This window comes from Moritella sp. 24, from assembly GCF_018219155.1.
In the GTDB taxonomy this organism is placed as follows: Bacteria; Pseudomonadota; Gammaproteobacteria; order Enterobacterales; family Moritellaceae; genus Moritella.
Genome location: NZ_CP056123.1, coordinates 4,393,903 through 4,408,346 on the forward strand (window position 1 = coordinate 4,393,903; position 14,444 = coordinate 4,408,346).

The following is a 14,444-nucleotide window of genomic DNA, read 5'->3' on the forward strand; positions in this document are numbered from 1 at the left end:
TCAATGCGCCCTTTTTAATAACAAACTACAATAACGTTAGTAGAACCTACCCTTTAATTCGGGTAATGTTACCACCTAAGCCTTGCAATTTATCTTCAATAAATTCATAACCACGGTCGATATGATAGATACGTTCAACCGTTGTATCACCTGTTGCAAGGAAACCAGCAATAACAAGACTTGCAGATGCGCGTAAGTCAGTTGCCATCACTTGTGCGCCAGTTAAACTTTCTGTATCACGACAAATAGCCGTATTACCTTCAAGTTCAATGTCTGCGCCCATACGCGCTAATTCAGGTACATGCATAAAGCGATTTTCGAAAATCGTTTCAATGATCGTCGATGTGCCCTTTGCCACTGTATTTAATACTGTGAACTGCGCTTGCATATCCGTTGGGAAGCCAGGATACGGTACCGTTTTGATATTAACTGCTTTTAACTCACGGCCTTCCATATCAAGTGAAATCCAATCATCACCTGTTTCAACTTTTGCACCCGCTTCTTCAAGCTTCAGCAATACTGCATCAAGTAACGATGGGTCTGTTTTATGACACGTAATTTTGCCGCCTGTTACTGCAGCAGCAACAAGGAAAGTACCTGTTTCAATACGATCAGGTTGTACTGCATACGTACCACCATGAAGCGCTTCAACGCCTTCAATCGTTAGTACGTCAGAACCAATACCACTAATTTTCGCACCAAGTGCATTTAAGAAATTAGCCAAGTCAACCACTTCTGGTTCTCTTGCTGCATTCTCAATTGTTGTGATACCGTCAGCAAGTACTGCTGCCATTAATAAATTTTCAGTGCCCGTTACACTCACCATATCCATTAGGATACGTGCGCCTTTTAAACGACCATCAACACGTGCTTTAATATAACCTTCTTCAACACGAATATCAGCTTGCATCATTTCTAAGCCGTGAATGTGTAAGTTCACAGGGCGAGCACCAATAGCGCAACCACCCGGTAAAGAAACATCCGCAGTCGAAAACTTAGCAGTCAAAGGACCTAATGCTAAAATAGATGCACGCATCGTTTTAACAAGTTCATAAGGTGCTTTTTGACAATTTACAGAACCAGCAGTAATAACAACTTCACCGTCTTCGTTACGTTCTGCTTCAGCGCCAAGTTCACGTAATAATTGTAACGTGGTTTTAATGTCTCTTAATTCAGGAACATTCTTAAGAGTGATCGTTTCATCACTCAGCAATGTGGCAAATAAAATCGGTAGTGCAGCATTTTTTGCACCCGAGATAGTCACATCGCCATTTAACTGACAAGGACCTTTAATTAAAAACTTATCCATTATAATCCAGCCTAAGAAGGTAATATGAATTTACGTTCGCGAACCCATTCTTCAGGTGTGTATGCCTTGATGGTTAACGCATGAATACTATTTGATGCAATTTGCTCTTTTAATGGCGCATAAATAGTTTGTTGTTTTTTTACACGGCTCATACCGACAAACATCTCGGCGACAGCAATAACGTCATAATGGCTGCCTTCACCTTTCACGTGTAATTCCTGGAACGTATACTCATTTTCCAGCAATGTTTTTAATTCTTGAATATCCATAATACTAAGATCCTTTTGTGCCGCCATTCTAAGCCGAGTTAAAACCTTACACGTCTAGCCGTTACCTTTATAAAGAGTATTACTACTACGTGTTTAGTTTTAAGTGAATGACGAACTGACTGAGAGAATCGCGCTTAAAACTAAAGTATTAAAATAGCCCAGTATTCTAAAAGTAATCGGTATAATACACAATCACAAAAGCATAACTATGTACGGATTTTTCCCCCTCAACTATTAATACTCAAGAAGATTTCACAAATTACCTTTTCTTTCTGCGAAAAAAGACAGAAAATAGTGTTCTTTTTTATCAACTTTTTAATTGAGCCGATGCTAACTACAAATATTATTATATTAATTCTGGGATTGATTGGACTTGTCATTAGTGCCGACAAATTCGTCTATGGTGCTGCGGGATTAGCACGAAACCTAGGCATTTCACCGCTGATAATTGGTCTTACAATTGTCGCGATGGGTTCATCAGCCCCCGAAATGATGGTGGCAGTATCCGCATCGCTCAATGGCTCACCCAATACGGCAATCGGTAACGCTATTGGTTCAAATATTACCAACATAACCTTGGTATTAGGTTTAACGGCGCTATTAAAGCCATTACTTGTCGGTTCTGCAACGATTCGTCGTGAGATCCCGATGGTATTAATTACTACGCTACTTGCTGGTGTTGTTCTTTGGGATTTAAAACTAGAAATGTATGAAGGTGTGATTTTATTATTACTCTTCTTTATTACCATTTTAACCTTAACTATTCTGGCACTGAAACGTCCAAGTAACGATCCACTTGCAGAAGAACATAACGATGAAGTACCTGAAGGTGTGCCGACATGGAAAGCCGTTGCTTGGCTAATTTTCGGCATGATCGCATTGCCAGTAAGCTCAAGTTACCTTGTTGACTCTGCAGTCGTCATTGCACAGCATTTTGGCATGAGCGATTTAGTGATTGGTCTTACGATTATCGCAATTGGTACTAGCTTGCCAGAACTTGCGGCATCAATCACTGGTGTACTAAAAGGTGAAGATGATCTTGCTATTGGTAACATCATTGGTTCTAATATATTCAATATCTTAGCTGTATTGTCGCTGCCTGGTATTTTAGCACCGGGTATGATTGACCCTGCGATTATCAGCCGTGACTTCTACTACATGCTAGGTGCAACCATAGTGATGCTATTAATGGCAATGAGTTTTAGAGGGCGTCCTGGTCGCATCAACCGTATTGAAGGTGGCATATTGCTAGCAGGTTTTGTTGCGTATCAATTCATTATATTTAGCAGTATCTAGTCATACTTAATTTTTTTAATCTAAGTATTAAACCGTATTTTTATTAGGGAATAACCATGTCGAGTCAGTTTAACTATTGTCAAAGCGCGCTTAACGTCATTCAAACAGAAGCAGCTGCAATCACGCAATTAAGTCAATATATTGATGTAACCTTTACTGCAGCTTGTGAATTACTGATCGCCTGTAAAGGTAAAGTTATTGTGACTGGCATGGGTAAATCGGGGCATATTGCCAACAAAATTGCGGCTACATTAGCAAGTACGGGCACGCCAGCTTTCTTTGTTCATCCCGGTGAAGCAAGCCATGGTGATCTCGGAATGATTGAACGTGAAGATGTCGTCATTGCCTTATCAAACTCTGGTGAGTCTGATGAAATATTGGCGTTGTATCCAGTATTAAAACGCTTAAGCATACCAGTGATCTCAATGACGGGTAACACCAATTCAACCATGGCACGCGAAGCAAAAATTAATTTATGTATTAAAGTTGATAAAGAAGCTTGCCCACTTGGATTAGCACCAACATCGAGTACAACAGCAAGCTTGGTGATGGGTGATGCCATTGCGGTTGCTTTACTCGAAGCAAAAGGGTTTACCGCCAATGACTTTGCACTTTCTCACCCTGGCGGTAGCTTAGGTAGAAAACTATTATTACGTATTTCAGACATTATGCACAAAGGTGATGACGTACCGAGTGTACAACAAGGCGAAACTATCTCTAACGCCTTGTTAGAAGTCTCTCGAAAAGGGCTTGGCATGACCGCTGTGAATGACGAAACGAAGCTCGTTGGTATTTTTACGGATGGTGATTTACGCCGTATCTTAGATGCACGTATAGATATTCACCAGACGCCAATCAGTGAAGTAATGACAAAAAGATGTGTTACTATTAATGAACATATCTTAGCTGCAGAAGCCCTTGCCGTCATGGAAAATAAAAAAGTTAACGGCTTAATTGTAGTCAACGAACGACAAGAGCCCGTCGGCGCCTTCAACATGCATGACTTACTACGCGCAGGTGTACTATAAAATGATCAACACATTATACGGTCCTATTCCACAAGACATCTTAACCAAAGCAAAAACATTAAAATTACTCATTTGCGATATAGATGGCGTCTTTTCTGACGGTCGCGTTTATATGGGTAACGATGGGGAAGAACTAAAAGCCTTTCATACTCGCGATGGTTTCGGCGTAAAATCATTACTTAATGCCGATATCGAAGTTGCGGTGATCACCGGTCGCCAATCCACGATTGTTGCAAACCGTATGCAAGCGTTAGGTGTTAAACATATCTACCAAGGCCAAGACAACAAAGTTATCGCCTTTAATATGTTACTTGAAGAACTCAACATATCTCCAGAACATGTCGGCTATATTGGCGATGATGTGATTGATTTACCGGTAATGAATCTTTGCGGACTTAGTGTTGCTGTTGCTGATGCGCATCCTCTCGTTAAAAAAGGCGCTGATTTTAGCACCTCAATCCGCGGTGGTTTCGGTGCAGTAAGAGAATTAGCAGACTTAATCCTATTGGCTAAAGGCATATTAGATCAAGCACAAGGCACGTCTGTATGAATCGCCAAAATGTAGGCATTGTTATCCTGTTCCTGTGCGCGCTTGGTGTTTGGCGATTTTTCTCGCCAGATGAACAGTCAACAACGGCTACATCGACCGAATATCAACCTGATTTCACCGCACAAGTCCTACGTAGTGTCGAATTCAGTGAAGAAGGAAAAATTATACGTCGCATTTTTGCAGATAGTATGGAGCATTATGGTGAGTTAGGCATGACAATGTTCACCAACCCCGTTATTATTCTTTACGATGACAACGCCCAAGCAACATGGAAAATTCAAGCCACTGAAGGTAACTTCAGCAGTGACGATATAGCAACACTACGCAATAATGTTGTCATCAAAAACATGGCTAAAAATGATTATATTGATGTCATCACAACGAGTTATTTACAATTAGAACTTGCCAAAAATTTGGTACGCAGCGATCAATTAATCACTATTTCAGGGACCTTATTCAACCAAACAGGTGTCGGACTTGAAGGTGATTTAAAGCAAGAATACATGACAATCCTTAAGCAAGTTGAAGCGATTTATACTAATGATGAAAAAATATAAAATTTTACTATTAACATTATTCATGAGTAATTCAGCACTCGCACTCGAGTCTGATTTTAAAGAAAATGTTGTCGTAAATGCAAAACGCCAAGAAGTGTTCATTAAAGACAATCGCGTTATATTTTATGATAATGTTGTTGTTACTCAAGGAACTATACTAATAAAAGCGGATAAGCTAACGGTATTAAGTTCAGGTGGAAAAGGCACAGAAGTGATGATTGCTACAGGTAAACCTGCCACATTTTATCAGGAGCTTGATGGCAGCAAAAAAATCAATGCTGAATCGAATGAGATCCGTTATGAACTCGGTAAAAAACGTTTAACGTTATCAACAAATGCACGTTTACGCCAAGCCGACAGCGAAGTGAAAGGTGATAAGATCATCTATCAAATCGACAAACAAGAAATGATAGCCGAAAGCGGAAATCATGAATCAGATCGAGTGATCACAATTTTCACTCCTGAAAACAACAAAACTAATTAGAGTAAATACATTCATATGGCGCGTTTAAAAGCATCACACTTAGCAAAAAGCTACAACAAACGTAAAGTTGTTTCAGATGTGAGTCTCGAAGTCGAATCAGGACAAATTGTTGGTTTACTTGGGCCTAATGGCGCGGGTAAAACAACGACCTTTTACATGGTTGTAGGCTTGGTTAAGCGAGATCATGGACAAATCTTCATTGATGACCAAGAATTAACGCATGAACCTATGCATATTCGAGCGCAACAAGGCATCGGTTATTTACCACAAGAAGCGTCTATTTTTCGCCGTTTATCAGTAACGAAAAATATTATGGCGATCTTAGAACTTCGCACAGAATTAAGCCGTTTTGAACGTGAAGAAAAACTAGAAGAATTGTTAGAAGAATTTCATATCACCCATATTCGCGATAGTTTAGGCATGAGCTTATCCGGTGGTGAACGCCGCCGTGTTGAGATCGCAAGAGCACTTGCCGCTGATCCCAAGTTCATTTTATTAGATGAACCTTTTGCAGGTGTAGATCCTATCTCTGTCGGCGATATTAAGAAGATTATTCAGCATCTACGTGATCGTGGTTTAGGGGTGTTAATTACCGACCATAACGTACGTGAAACGCTTGATGTATGTGAGCACTCTTACATTGTAAGCCACGGACATTTAATCGCATCTGGTACTTCTGAAGAAATTCTGTCCAACGAAAAAGTAAAAGAAGTGTACCTTGGAGATCAATTCCGACTATAGTTTGATATTGATATATAGCCGCATTAAGGAAGAGAGAGTAGTCGTTAGATGAAGCCATCATTACAACTTCGTATGAGTCAATCTCTGGCAATGACGCCACAGCTACAACAAGCGATTCGATTATTACAATTATCGACCTTGGAGTTACAGCAAGAGATTCAAGAAGCGTTAGACAGCAACCCGCTGCTAGAACAAGAAGATCCCAACACATCTCCGTCAAATGAGAGTGATAACGATGATTCACTTAACGCTGATAGTACTGACTCAATTACTGATACCAGCCAAATAGAAGTGAGCGATGCGCTTAATAGCGACTCAATGCCCGATGAGCTACCTAACGACAGCAACTGGGATGATGTTTATACCCCACAAACGCAAACTCACAGCGGTGGTAGCGCAGGTATTGATGGTTTAGACCAAGTTTACCAAGGTGAAACCAGCGAAGGCTTATACGAACATCTCATGTGGCAAATGGAATTAACCCCCTTCTCCGATACTGACCGTGCAATTGCAGTCGCGATTATTGATGGCATCGATAATTATGGCTACCTTAGCCAAACTTGTGACGATATTCTAACGAGTGTCAATATAGGTCATCAAGAAACCAATGACAGTGACGAAGAGCAGATCGAATTAGATGAAGTTGAAGCGGTATTAAAACGTATCCAACATTTTGATCCCATCGGTGTTGCTGCACGTTCATTACAAGAATGTTTATTAATCCAACTTCAACACTTACCCAAAAACACGCCTTGGTTAACCGAATGTCAGCAAGTAATCCAATCTCATATGGATTTATTAGGTAATCGAGACTATCGTCAATTAAGCCGTAAAACAAAATTAAAAGAGCCTCAACTCAAAGAGATCATGCAATTAATCCAGAGCCTAGAACCAAGGCCTGGAAATGCCATAGATCAAAGTGAAGGACTCTATGTTATCCCTGATGTTCTGGTAAAGAAAAAAAATAATCAGTGGATAGTCGAGTTAAATCCTGACATTGTGCCAAGATTAAAAGTGAACAATGAATATTCAAGCCTATCGACGGGTAACCGTAATAGTAGCGATGGACAATTTATTCGTACGCATGTTCAAGAAGCAAAATGGTTTATTAAAAGTTTAGAAAGTCGTAATGAAACGTTACTAAAAGTAACAAAATGCATTGTTCAACGCCAAATGGATTTCTTTGAATATGGTGATGAAGCCATGAAACCTATGGTGTTGAATGATATTGCAGAAGAAGTGGAAATGCACGAATCAACAATTTCTCGTGTCACAACGCAGAAGTTTATGCATACACCACGTGGTATTTTTGAATTGAAGTTTTTCTTTTCAAGCCATGTAAGTACAGATAACGGTGGTGAGTGCTCATCTACCGCTATCCGCGCATTAATTAAGAAATTGGTTGCGGCAGAAAATGCCATAAAACCATTAAGTGACAGCAAGATTGCTGATTTACTTGCTGATCAAGGTATCAAAGTGGCTCGACGCACTATTGCGAAGTATCGAGAAGCGCTCAGCATACCGCCATCTAATCAGCGTAAGAGCCTGCTATAAGGCTCATCTAACCTTCATATGGGAGACATATATGCAAATTAATTTAACAGGTAGACATGTAGACATTACAGATTCACTGAAAGATTACGTTGATAGCAAGTTTTCCAAATTAGAACGACATTTCGATCACATTAACAATATCCATGTGATTTTAAATGTCGAAAAACTACTCCAAATTGCAGAAGCCAAAATACATCTAAATGGGGGTGAAATCTTTGCCGTACATGAGCATAATGACATGTATGCCGCAATTGATGGCTTAATGGATAAGCTTGATCGCCAAGTGATTAAGCACAAAGAAAAATTAATCCGTCATTAATTTTTAGTCCCACTAATAAATAACCTAAAGGAAATAAACATTTCCTTTAGGTATTAATGCTTCTGACATAATTAAAACATATCATATCCAAATCAATTGCGGGATAATGAGCCCATTATTTTATATCGCTATCAGTTTTAAATTAGCTACCTAATTTTGACTAACACTAGGATATATTAGCTACGCAGATGTGAGGATAAAAGATGAAATTAATAATAGTCAGTGGCCAATCAGGTTCCGGTAAATCAATCGCATTACGGGTACTTGAAGATCTAGGCTACTACTGCGTAGATAACCTGCCTGTTAAATTATTACCACAACTATTACAAACCTTAAACGCCAAAACAGAAAAAGTCGCGGTGAGTATTGATGTGCGTAATCTACCGACTGATAAGAAAGAGTTAAATGACATTATTGAGGAGCTAAAAGCGAGCACCGAGCTAACAAGCTTATTCCTTGATACTAATAAATCAGTTCTAATCAAACGCTACAGTGAAACAAGACGACTTCACCCATTAACCAAAGGTGAATTTTCATTATCTCAAGCGATTGAAATAGAAGAAAAACGCTTACGTCCAATCGCCTTACACGCAGATTTAAAAATCGATACGACTGAACTCAATATTCATGAGTTAAGTGAACAAATAAAAGAGCGTATTTTAGGTAAGAAAAATAATCAGCTTGTCTTAGTATTTCAATCTTTTGGTTTTAAACACGGTTTACCAATGGATGCAGATTATGTATTCGACGTACGATTTTTACCAAACCCGCATTGGATCCCAGAGCTAAAACCTTATACAGGGCTTGATGAACCAGTAATCAAATACCTCAGTCAGCAATCTGAAGTCATGAGTTTTACACTACAAATTGAAAACTTATTAACGACTTGGTTACCGCTACTTGAAAAGAACAATCGTAGCTATGTAACTGTTGCCATTGGTTGCACTGGTGGTCAGCATCGCTCTGTATTTATTGCCGAGCAGCTAGCAAAAAGCTTTAAATTGCAAGATCGAGTGGTACAAACACGCCACCAAACATTAGAAAAGAATAAACATAAGAACAACTAAGTATTCGCTTAGTTACTCAACAGGCAATAAAAATAGATAATGATTATAATTTATTGTTAATACTGATTATAAATGAAGATTAAGCTAGAATCGCACAGCGCGAGTGAAAGCTCGCAGTTCTAGTATTTAAGAATGGGGACGACATATGCCAGAAAAGATGGAGCATGAAAGCACACACCTACGCTTAAGCGAAGTGAACGAAGCACTTGATAGTGGTATGTTTGTTCACGTAAAGCGGATGCTCTACCAAACGCCCCCTTGTGATATTGCCCTATTATTGGAATCATCGCCACCAGCGGGACGTAAAGTGCTGTGGCGATTAACAGACCCTGAATTACAGGGTGAAATCCTCGACGAACTCAATGAAGATGCAAAAACCAGTATTCTAAAACTAATGGATACTGAGTCTTTAGTGGCTGCGACAGAAGGCTTAGACACCGATGATTTAGCCAATGTATTACGTAGCCTACCAGACAGCATCTACCAAGAAGTTATCACCCAAATGGATACCCAAGATCGTCACCGCTTAGAAACCGCGATGGCGTATCCAGAAGACACTGCTGGCAGTATCATGGATACTGATACTATTACCTTAAGACCAGATGTAACTGTTGATGTTATCTTACGCTACATTCGCTTACGCGGAGAACTACCTGAAGCGACAGATACCTTATATGTGGTTGATAAAGATGACCGCTTAATTGGTGATGTTCCTTTAGCTATGTTGTTAACAACAGACCCGAACAGTGTTATTAGTACCATAATGGATCGCGAAGCAGAGACCTTACCTGCCACGCTTGATACCTCGGAAGTAGCTAAACTGTTTGAACGTCATGATTGGATCTCAGCACCTGTTCTAGATGATTCGGGTAAATTACTCGGTCGTATTACGATTGATGACGTGGTTGATATTATCCGTGAAAATGCCGAGCATGACATGATGGGTATGGCGGGTATGGATGACGACGAAGATACCTTCGCTCCCGTGATACAAAGTACCAAACGTCGAACGCTATGGCTTGGAGTTAATTTAATTGCAGCCCTCACAGCAGCTTCTGTATCTAATATGTTTGAAGCAACATTAGAACAATTAGCGACCCTCGCTATTTTAATGACGATTGTACCAAGCATGGGTGGTATTGCCGGTAATCAAACCCTCGCACTCGTTATTCGTGGTATGGCGGTTGGTCATATTAGTGACGAAAATAGCCGTTGGTTAATTGGTAAAGAAGCCATGGTAGGTGCACTAAACGGCGCTATCTGGGCAATATCTATCGCTATCATCGTATCGTTATGGAAAGGTGACCCGTCACTTGGTTTGATCATTGGTGGCGCCATGTTTATCAATATGGCAATGGGTGGACTTGCAGGGGTTGTCATTCCTCTGGTCATGAAGAAATACAATATCGACCCCGCCTTAGCAGGTGGTATGGCACTGACAACAGTAACAGATGTAGTTGGCCTCTTTGCTTTCTTAGGTATGGCCACTCTGGTTTACGGATCGTAGCCGCGTTTAAATAGCGACGCTACAATCGCAGTTGCACCGTTGTAACCTTATCGATATAAAAAAGCCTGTGTTTGATAACACAGGCTTTTTTCGTTCAGTTGCTAGTAAATTCAATGCTAAGTACATTGAACCACTTAAACTTCACCTATCGGTAATATTAGTTACCCGCAATCTGCATAGATTCTAATAATGTAGAACCCATTAAGATACTGCTGCGAACATCCACATCCTTACCGACAGCAACAATATTTTTAAACATATCTGTTAAGTTACCCGCGATCGTGATCTCGTGTACAGGATATTGTAACTCACCGTTTTCAACCCAGAAACCTGACGCGCCACGGCTGTAATCGCCCGTCACAATATTAACGCCCTGTCCCATCAACTCAGTCACTAACAAGCCAGTGCCCATCTGACGACAAAGCTGACCTAATGTTTCGCCTTTGCCTGTTACATTCCAGTTGTGGATACCACCAGCATGACCTGTCGTTTGCATGCCCAATTTACGGCCGCTGTAACTGGTTAATAAGTAGCTGTTCAAGATACCTTGTTCAACCACATTCAGATCTTTAGTACGCACACCTTCAGCGTCATACATAGATGATGCTAAACCACCCATGATATGCGGACGTTCTTGAATGTTTAACCACTCAGGGAAAATCTGCTCACCCAACTTATCGAGCAAAAATGATGATTTACGGTATAAGCTACCACCACTGATGCCCATAACAAGTTGACCCATCAAGCTACTTGCAACATCATGATGGAAAATCACAGGCACATTACATGTATCAATCTTACGCGCACCCAAACGGTCTACAGTACGATTAACGGCTTCAGTTGCAATCTGTTCAGGTGTCCACAATTTACTTGCGTCACGAGCCATTGAGTAACCGTAGTCACGCTCCATTGCACCATCTTGTTCTGCAATCAATACAGAGCTCATGCTATGACGTGTACTTGCGTAACCATTCACTAAGCCATGACTATTACCATAAACTTTAATGCTACTATGGCTGGTAAACGCACCTTCACTGTTCACAATACGTGGGTCTTGAGCCAATGCTAAACGCTCAGTCAGACACGCTTGTTCAATCGCATATTCAGGTTCAATTTCAACCGGGTGGCATAAATCTAAATCTTCAGGTTCAAACGCCATCAGTTCACGATCAGCAAGACCAGCAAACTCATCTTCCGCTGTATGCAATGCAATATCTAACGCTGCTGCAACGGTACTTTGAATTGCCGCTTCACTTAAATCGGATGTTGATGCATTACCTTTACGTTGACCGCGGTATACGCAGATACCTAACGCGCCATCGTGATTAAATTCAACATTTTCAACTTCGCCCATGCGTGTACTCACAGACAAGCCAGTTTGTCGTGAAATAGCTACTTCAGCAGCACTCGCGCCCGCTTTTTTGGCGATCTCGAGTGCTTGAGTAACGGCTAATTCCAATTTATTTTGTTCTAAAGTAATTTGCTGTTTTAAGTTCATGGGCTCGTTTCAATAAGTTATACTAGATTAAGCATACCATGTTGCGATAAAAATTCCTGCTGCAACTGCGCAATTAGCAATAAACTGATACAATTAACATATCAATCGTTTTGAAAAAGAAAATTATGAGCGTAAGAGAACGAAATATTACCAGCGAAAAGTCGTACCGACGCGCTGAAGACGACGATCTATATCAAAGTCGTGCAGAAAACAAAATTGAAATTGCCAAGACGCTTAAACTCGCTGGCGCTATCGCTTTACTCAGTAAAGCTGAAATTGCCAAGATGGGTTTTTCAGAAGAGATGCTTGCAGCAATCGTCACAGCAAGAAAAATTGTTGTACGTACTGATGCTTACAGCAGACATCTATCGTATATGTGCAAAATCATGCGTAGCGACGGTCTTGAGCCAATTCAAGCGGCATACGACAAGATCACCAATAAATATAACCAAGCAACGGTTGAATTAGCGAAACTAGAAATAGTACGTGATGAACTGATTGCCGGTGGTGACGCTGCGATCACAGTATTAATGGAAACATATCCAAATGCTGACCGCCAAAAACTTCGCCAACTAATTCGCCAAGTGAATAAAGAAATTAAAGCTGAAAAGCCGCTTAAAGCTGCAAAACCAAGCAAAGAGATCTTTAAACACCTACGTGACATCGCTGGTCTGTAAAATATTACAGCGTTGCAATAATAGCTAACGGTCGAAAACCGAACGCTACACGGCACAAACAATAAAGCCCTAACAAGTCATTCGTATACTTGCTAGGGCTTTATTTTTATCTCATGAAAATGGAGAGCAGATTAACTACCTGTACCACCCACCGTCATACTGTCTAGTTTCAATGTCGGTTGACCAACGCCAACGGGAACACTTTGGCCTTCTTTACCACAAATACCGACACCTTTATCTAGCGCTAGGTCATTACCTACCATCGAGATATGTTGCATTGCTTCATGACCATTACCAATCAAGGTAGCACCTTTAATTGGCGTGGTAATTTTACCATTCTCAATTAAGTATGCTTCAGACGCTGAGAATACAAATTTACCCGATGTAATATCAACTTGACCACCACCAAAGTTAGGCGCATAAATGCCCTTCTCAACCGTGCTAATGATCTCTTCTGGTGTATGTTCACCTGGTAACATATATGTATTTGTCATACGCGGCATCGGCAAATGAGCAAATGATTCGCGACGACCATTACCTGTCGATTCCACACCCATTAAGCGGGCGTTAAGCTTATCTTGCATGTAACCTTTCAAAATACCATTTTCAATCAGCATGGTGTTTTGTGTTACCGTACCTTCATCATCGATATTCAATGAACCGCGACGATTTTCTAACGTGCCATTATCAACAATCGTGCATAATGAAGACGCAACTTGCTCACCGATTTTACCCGCGTAAGCAGACGTGCCTTTACGGTTAAAGTCACCTTCAAGACCATGACCAACCGCTTCATGCAATAATACACCCGGCCAACCAGCACCAAGTACCACAGGCATTGCGCCAGCAGGTGCTTCGATTGCATCGATATTTACTAATGCCTGACGTACCGCATCTTTAGCATAACTAAATGCACGCTGTGTTCCGTCTACATCTTCTAAGAAATAATCAAAACCATAACGACCACCGCCACCAGCGCCGCCACGTTCACGTTTACCATTTTTCTCAATTAACACTGAACAGTTCATGCGTACTAATGGACGCACATCTGTCGCCAGAGTACCGTCCGTTGCAGCAACCAGTATCTCTTCGTATACCGCAGATAAGCTCACACTTACTTGCGTGACATTCGAATCCAATGAACGTGCATACACATCAATTTCGTGTAACAGGTCAATTTTACGCTGTCTCTCCATGCTTGCTAATGGATCTAACGGCTGATAGATTTCACTACCTTGTGGTTTACTCCAGGCTTTAACTTTACCTTCACCACCACTTGCAGCAATACCACGCGCAGCTTTAGCAGATTGAGTTAATGCGTTTAAACTGATCTCATCAGAATAAGCAAAGCCCGTTTTTTCACCCGATACTGCACGTACACCAACACCTTTCTCGATGTTAAACGAACCTTCTTTAACGATACCGTCTTCTAGTCCCCAAGATTCATGTTTACAAGCTTGGAAATAAAGATCACCATAGTCAAGCTGATTACCCATCAATAATGATAATGTATTCTGCAACTTATCTAGGTTTAGATCCGCTGGCAGTAAAATTGAATTTTCGACTTGTTCAAATCTCATCTGAGTTG

Annotated in this window: 15 protein-coding genes; 11 read left to right on the forward strand and 4 right to left on the reverse strand. The window is 40.7% G+C overall.

Going from position 1 to position 14,444, the window contains the following annotated elements; genetic code table 11:
- Nucleotides 1-46: 46 nt before the first annotated feature.
- Together murA and HWV00_RS19625 are read right to left on the reverse strand one after the other, a co-directional pair.
- Nucleotides 47-1,309, reverse strand: a complete 1,263-nt coding sequence (gene murA / locus HWV00_RS19620) for a UDP-N-acetylglucosamine 1-carboxyvinyltransferase (RefSeq protein ID WP_211683951.1) — start codon at nucleotides 1,307-1,309, stop codon at nucleotides 47-49.
- Nucleotides 1,310-1,320: 11 nt separating this feature from the next.
- A complete protein-coding gene (locus tag HWV00_RS19625) occupies nucleotides 1,321-1,578 on the reverse strand; it encodes a BolA family protein (RefSeq protein ID WP_211683953.1) in 258 nt (85 codons plus the stop codon).
- Between the two features lie 327 nt (nucleotides 1,579-1,905).
- Here HWV00_RS19625 and HWV00_RS19630 point away from each other — a divergent pair, with 327 nt between their 5' ends.
- From HWV00_RS19630 to mgtE, 10 genes are all read left to right on the forward strand, one after another.
- Nucleotides 1,906-2,874: a calcium/sodium antiporter gene (locus HWV00_RS19630; RefSeq protein WP_211683955.1), complete on the forward strand. Its 969-nt coding sequence runs from the start codon at nucleotides 1,906-1,908 to the stop codon at nucleotides 2,872-2,874.
- Nucleotides 2,875-2,930: 56 nt separating this feature from the next.
- The gene (locus HWV00_RS19635; RefSeq protein ID WP_211683957.1) at nucleotides 2,931-3,902 is read left to right on the forward strand and encodes a KpsF/GutQ family sugar-phosphate isomerase; all 972 of its coding nucleotides are present in this window, start codon (nucleotides 2,931-2,933) and stop codon (nucleotides 3,900-3,902) included.
- Between the two features lies 1 nt (nucleotide 3,903).
- On the forward strand, nucleotides 3,904-4,452 hold the full coding sequence (gene kdsC, locus HWV00_RS19640) for a 3-deoxy-manno-octulosonate-8-phosphatase KdsC (protein WP_211683958.1): 549 nt from the start codon (nucleotides 3,904-3,906) through the stop codon (nucleotides 4,450-4,452).
- Nucleotides 4,449-5,009, forward strand: coding sequence for an LPS export ABC transporter periplasmic protein LptC (lptC, locus tag HWV00_RS19645; protein WP_211683960.1), 561 nt, complete (start codon nucleotides 4,449-4,451; stop codon nucleotides 5,007-5,009). Before kdsC ends, lptC begins: the two co-directional genes overlap by 4 nt.
- A 22-nt stretch (nucleotides 5,010-5,031) precedes the next feature.
- Nucleotides 5,032-5,493, forward strand: coding sequence for a lipopolysaccharide transport periplasmic protein LptA (gene lptA, locus HWV00_RS19650; RefSeq protein WP_255554839.1), 462 nt, complete (start codon nucleotides 5,032-5,034; stop codon nucleotides 5,491-5,493).
- A gap of 15 nt (nucleotides 5,494-5,508) precedes the next feature.
- Entirely contained in the window at nucleotides 5,509-6,234 is a 726-nt protein-coding gene (gene lptB / locus HWV00_RS19655) for an LPS export ABC transporter ATP-binding protein (protein WP_019440720.1), read from the forward strand.
- A 48-nt stretch (nucleotides 6,235-6,282) separates the two neighbouring features.
- Nucleotides 6,283-7,788 (forward strand): RNA polymerase factor sigma-54, encoded by a 1,506-nt coding sequence (locus tag HWV00_RS19660; RefSeq protein ID WP_211683963.1) that lies wholly within the window; start codon nucleotides 6,283-6,285, stop codon nucleotides 7,786-7,788.
- 31 nt (nucleotides 7,789-7,819) lie between these two features.
- Complete coding sequence (gene hpf / locus HWV00_RS19665; protein ID WP_211683965.1) at nucleotides 7,820-8,107, forward strand: ribosome hibernation promoting factor; 288 nt, start codon at nucleotides 7,820-7,822, stop codon at nucleotides 8,105-8,107.
- A 203-nt stretch (nucleotides 8,108-8,310) separates the two neighbouring features.
- Nucleotides 8,311-9,174 carry an RNase adapter RapZ gene (rapZ, locus tag HWV00_RS19670; RefSeq protein ID WP_211683966.1) on the forward strand — a complete coding sequence of 288 codons (864 nt, stop codon included), beginning with the start codon at nucleotides 8,311-8,313 and terminating at the stop codon, nucleotides 9,172-9,174.
- Nucleotides 9,175-9,319: 145 nt separating this feature from the next.
- The gene (gene mgtE, locus HWV00_RS19675; RefSeq protein WP_211683968.1) at nucleotides 9,320-10,681 is read left to right on the forward strand and encodes a magnesium transporter; all 1,362 of its coding nucleotides are present in this window, start codon (nucleotides 9,320-9,322) and stop codon (nucleotides 10,679-10,681) included.
- A gap of 157 nt (nucleotides 10,682-10,838) precedes the next feature.
- On the opposite strand, the gene pmbA is transcribed toward mgtE, so the two are convergent.
- Nucleotides 10,839-12,179, reverse strand: coding sequence for a metalloprotease PmbA (pmbA, locus tag HWV00_RS19680; RefSeq protein WP_211683970.1), 1,341 nt, complete (start codon nucleotides 12,177-12,179; stop codon nucleotides 10,839-10,841).
- A 125-nt stretch (nucleotides 12,180-12,304) separates the two neighbouring features.
- Here pmbA and yjgA point away from each other — a divergent pair, with 125 nt between their 5' ends.
- Nucleotides 12,305-12,856: a ribosome biogenesis factor YjgA gene (gene yjgA, locus HWV00_RS19685; RefSeq protein WP_211683972.1), complete on the forward strand. Its 552-nt coding sequence runs from the start codon at nucleotides 12,305-12,307 to the stop codon at nucleotides 12,854-12,856.
- Between the two features lie 131 nt (nucleotides 12,857-12,987).
- Here yjgA and tldD read toward each other — a convergent pair whose 3' ends face one another.
- On the reverse strand, nucleotides 12,988-14,436 hold the full coding sequence (gene tldD / locus HWV00_RS19690; protein WP_211683974.1) for a metalloprotease TldD: 1,449 nt from the start codon (nucleotides 14,434-14,436) through the stop codon (nucleotides 12,988-12,990).
- Nucleotides 14,437-14,444 lie beyond the last annotated feature (8 nt).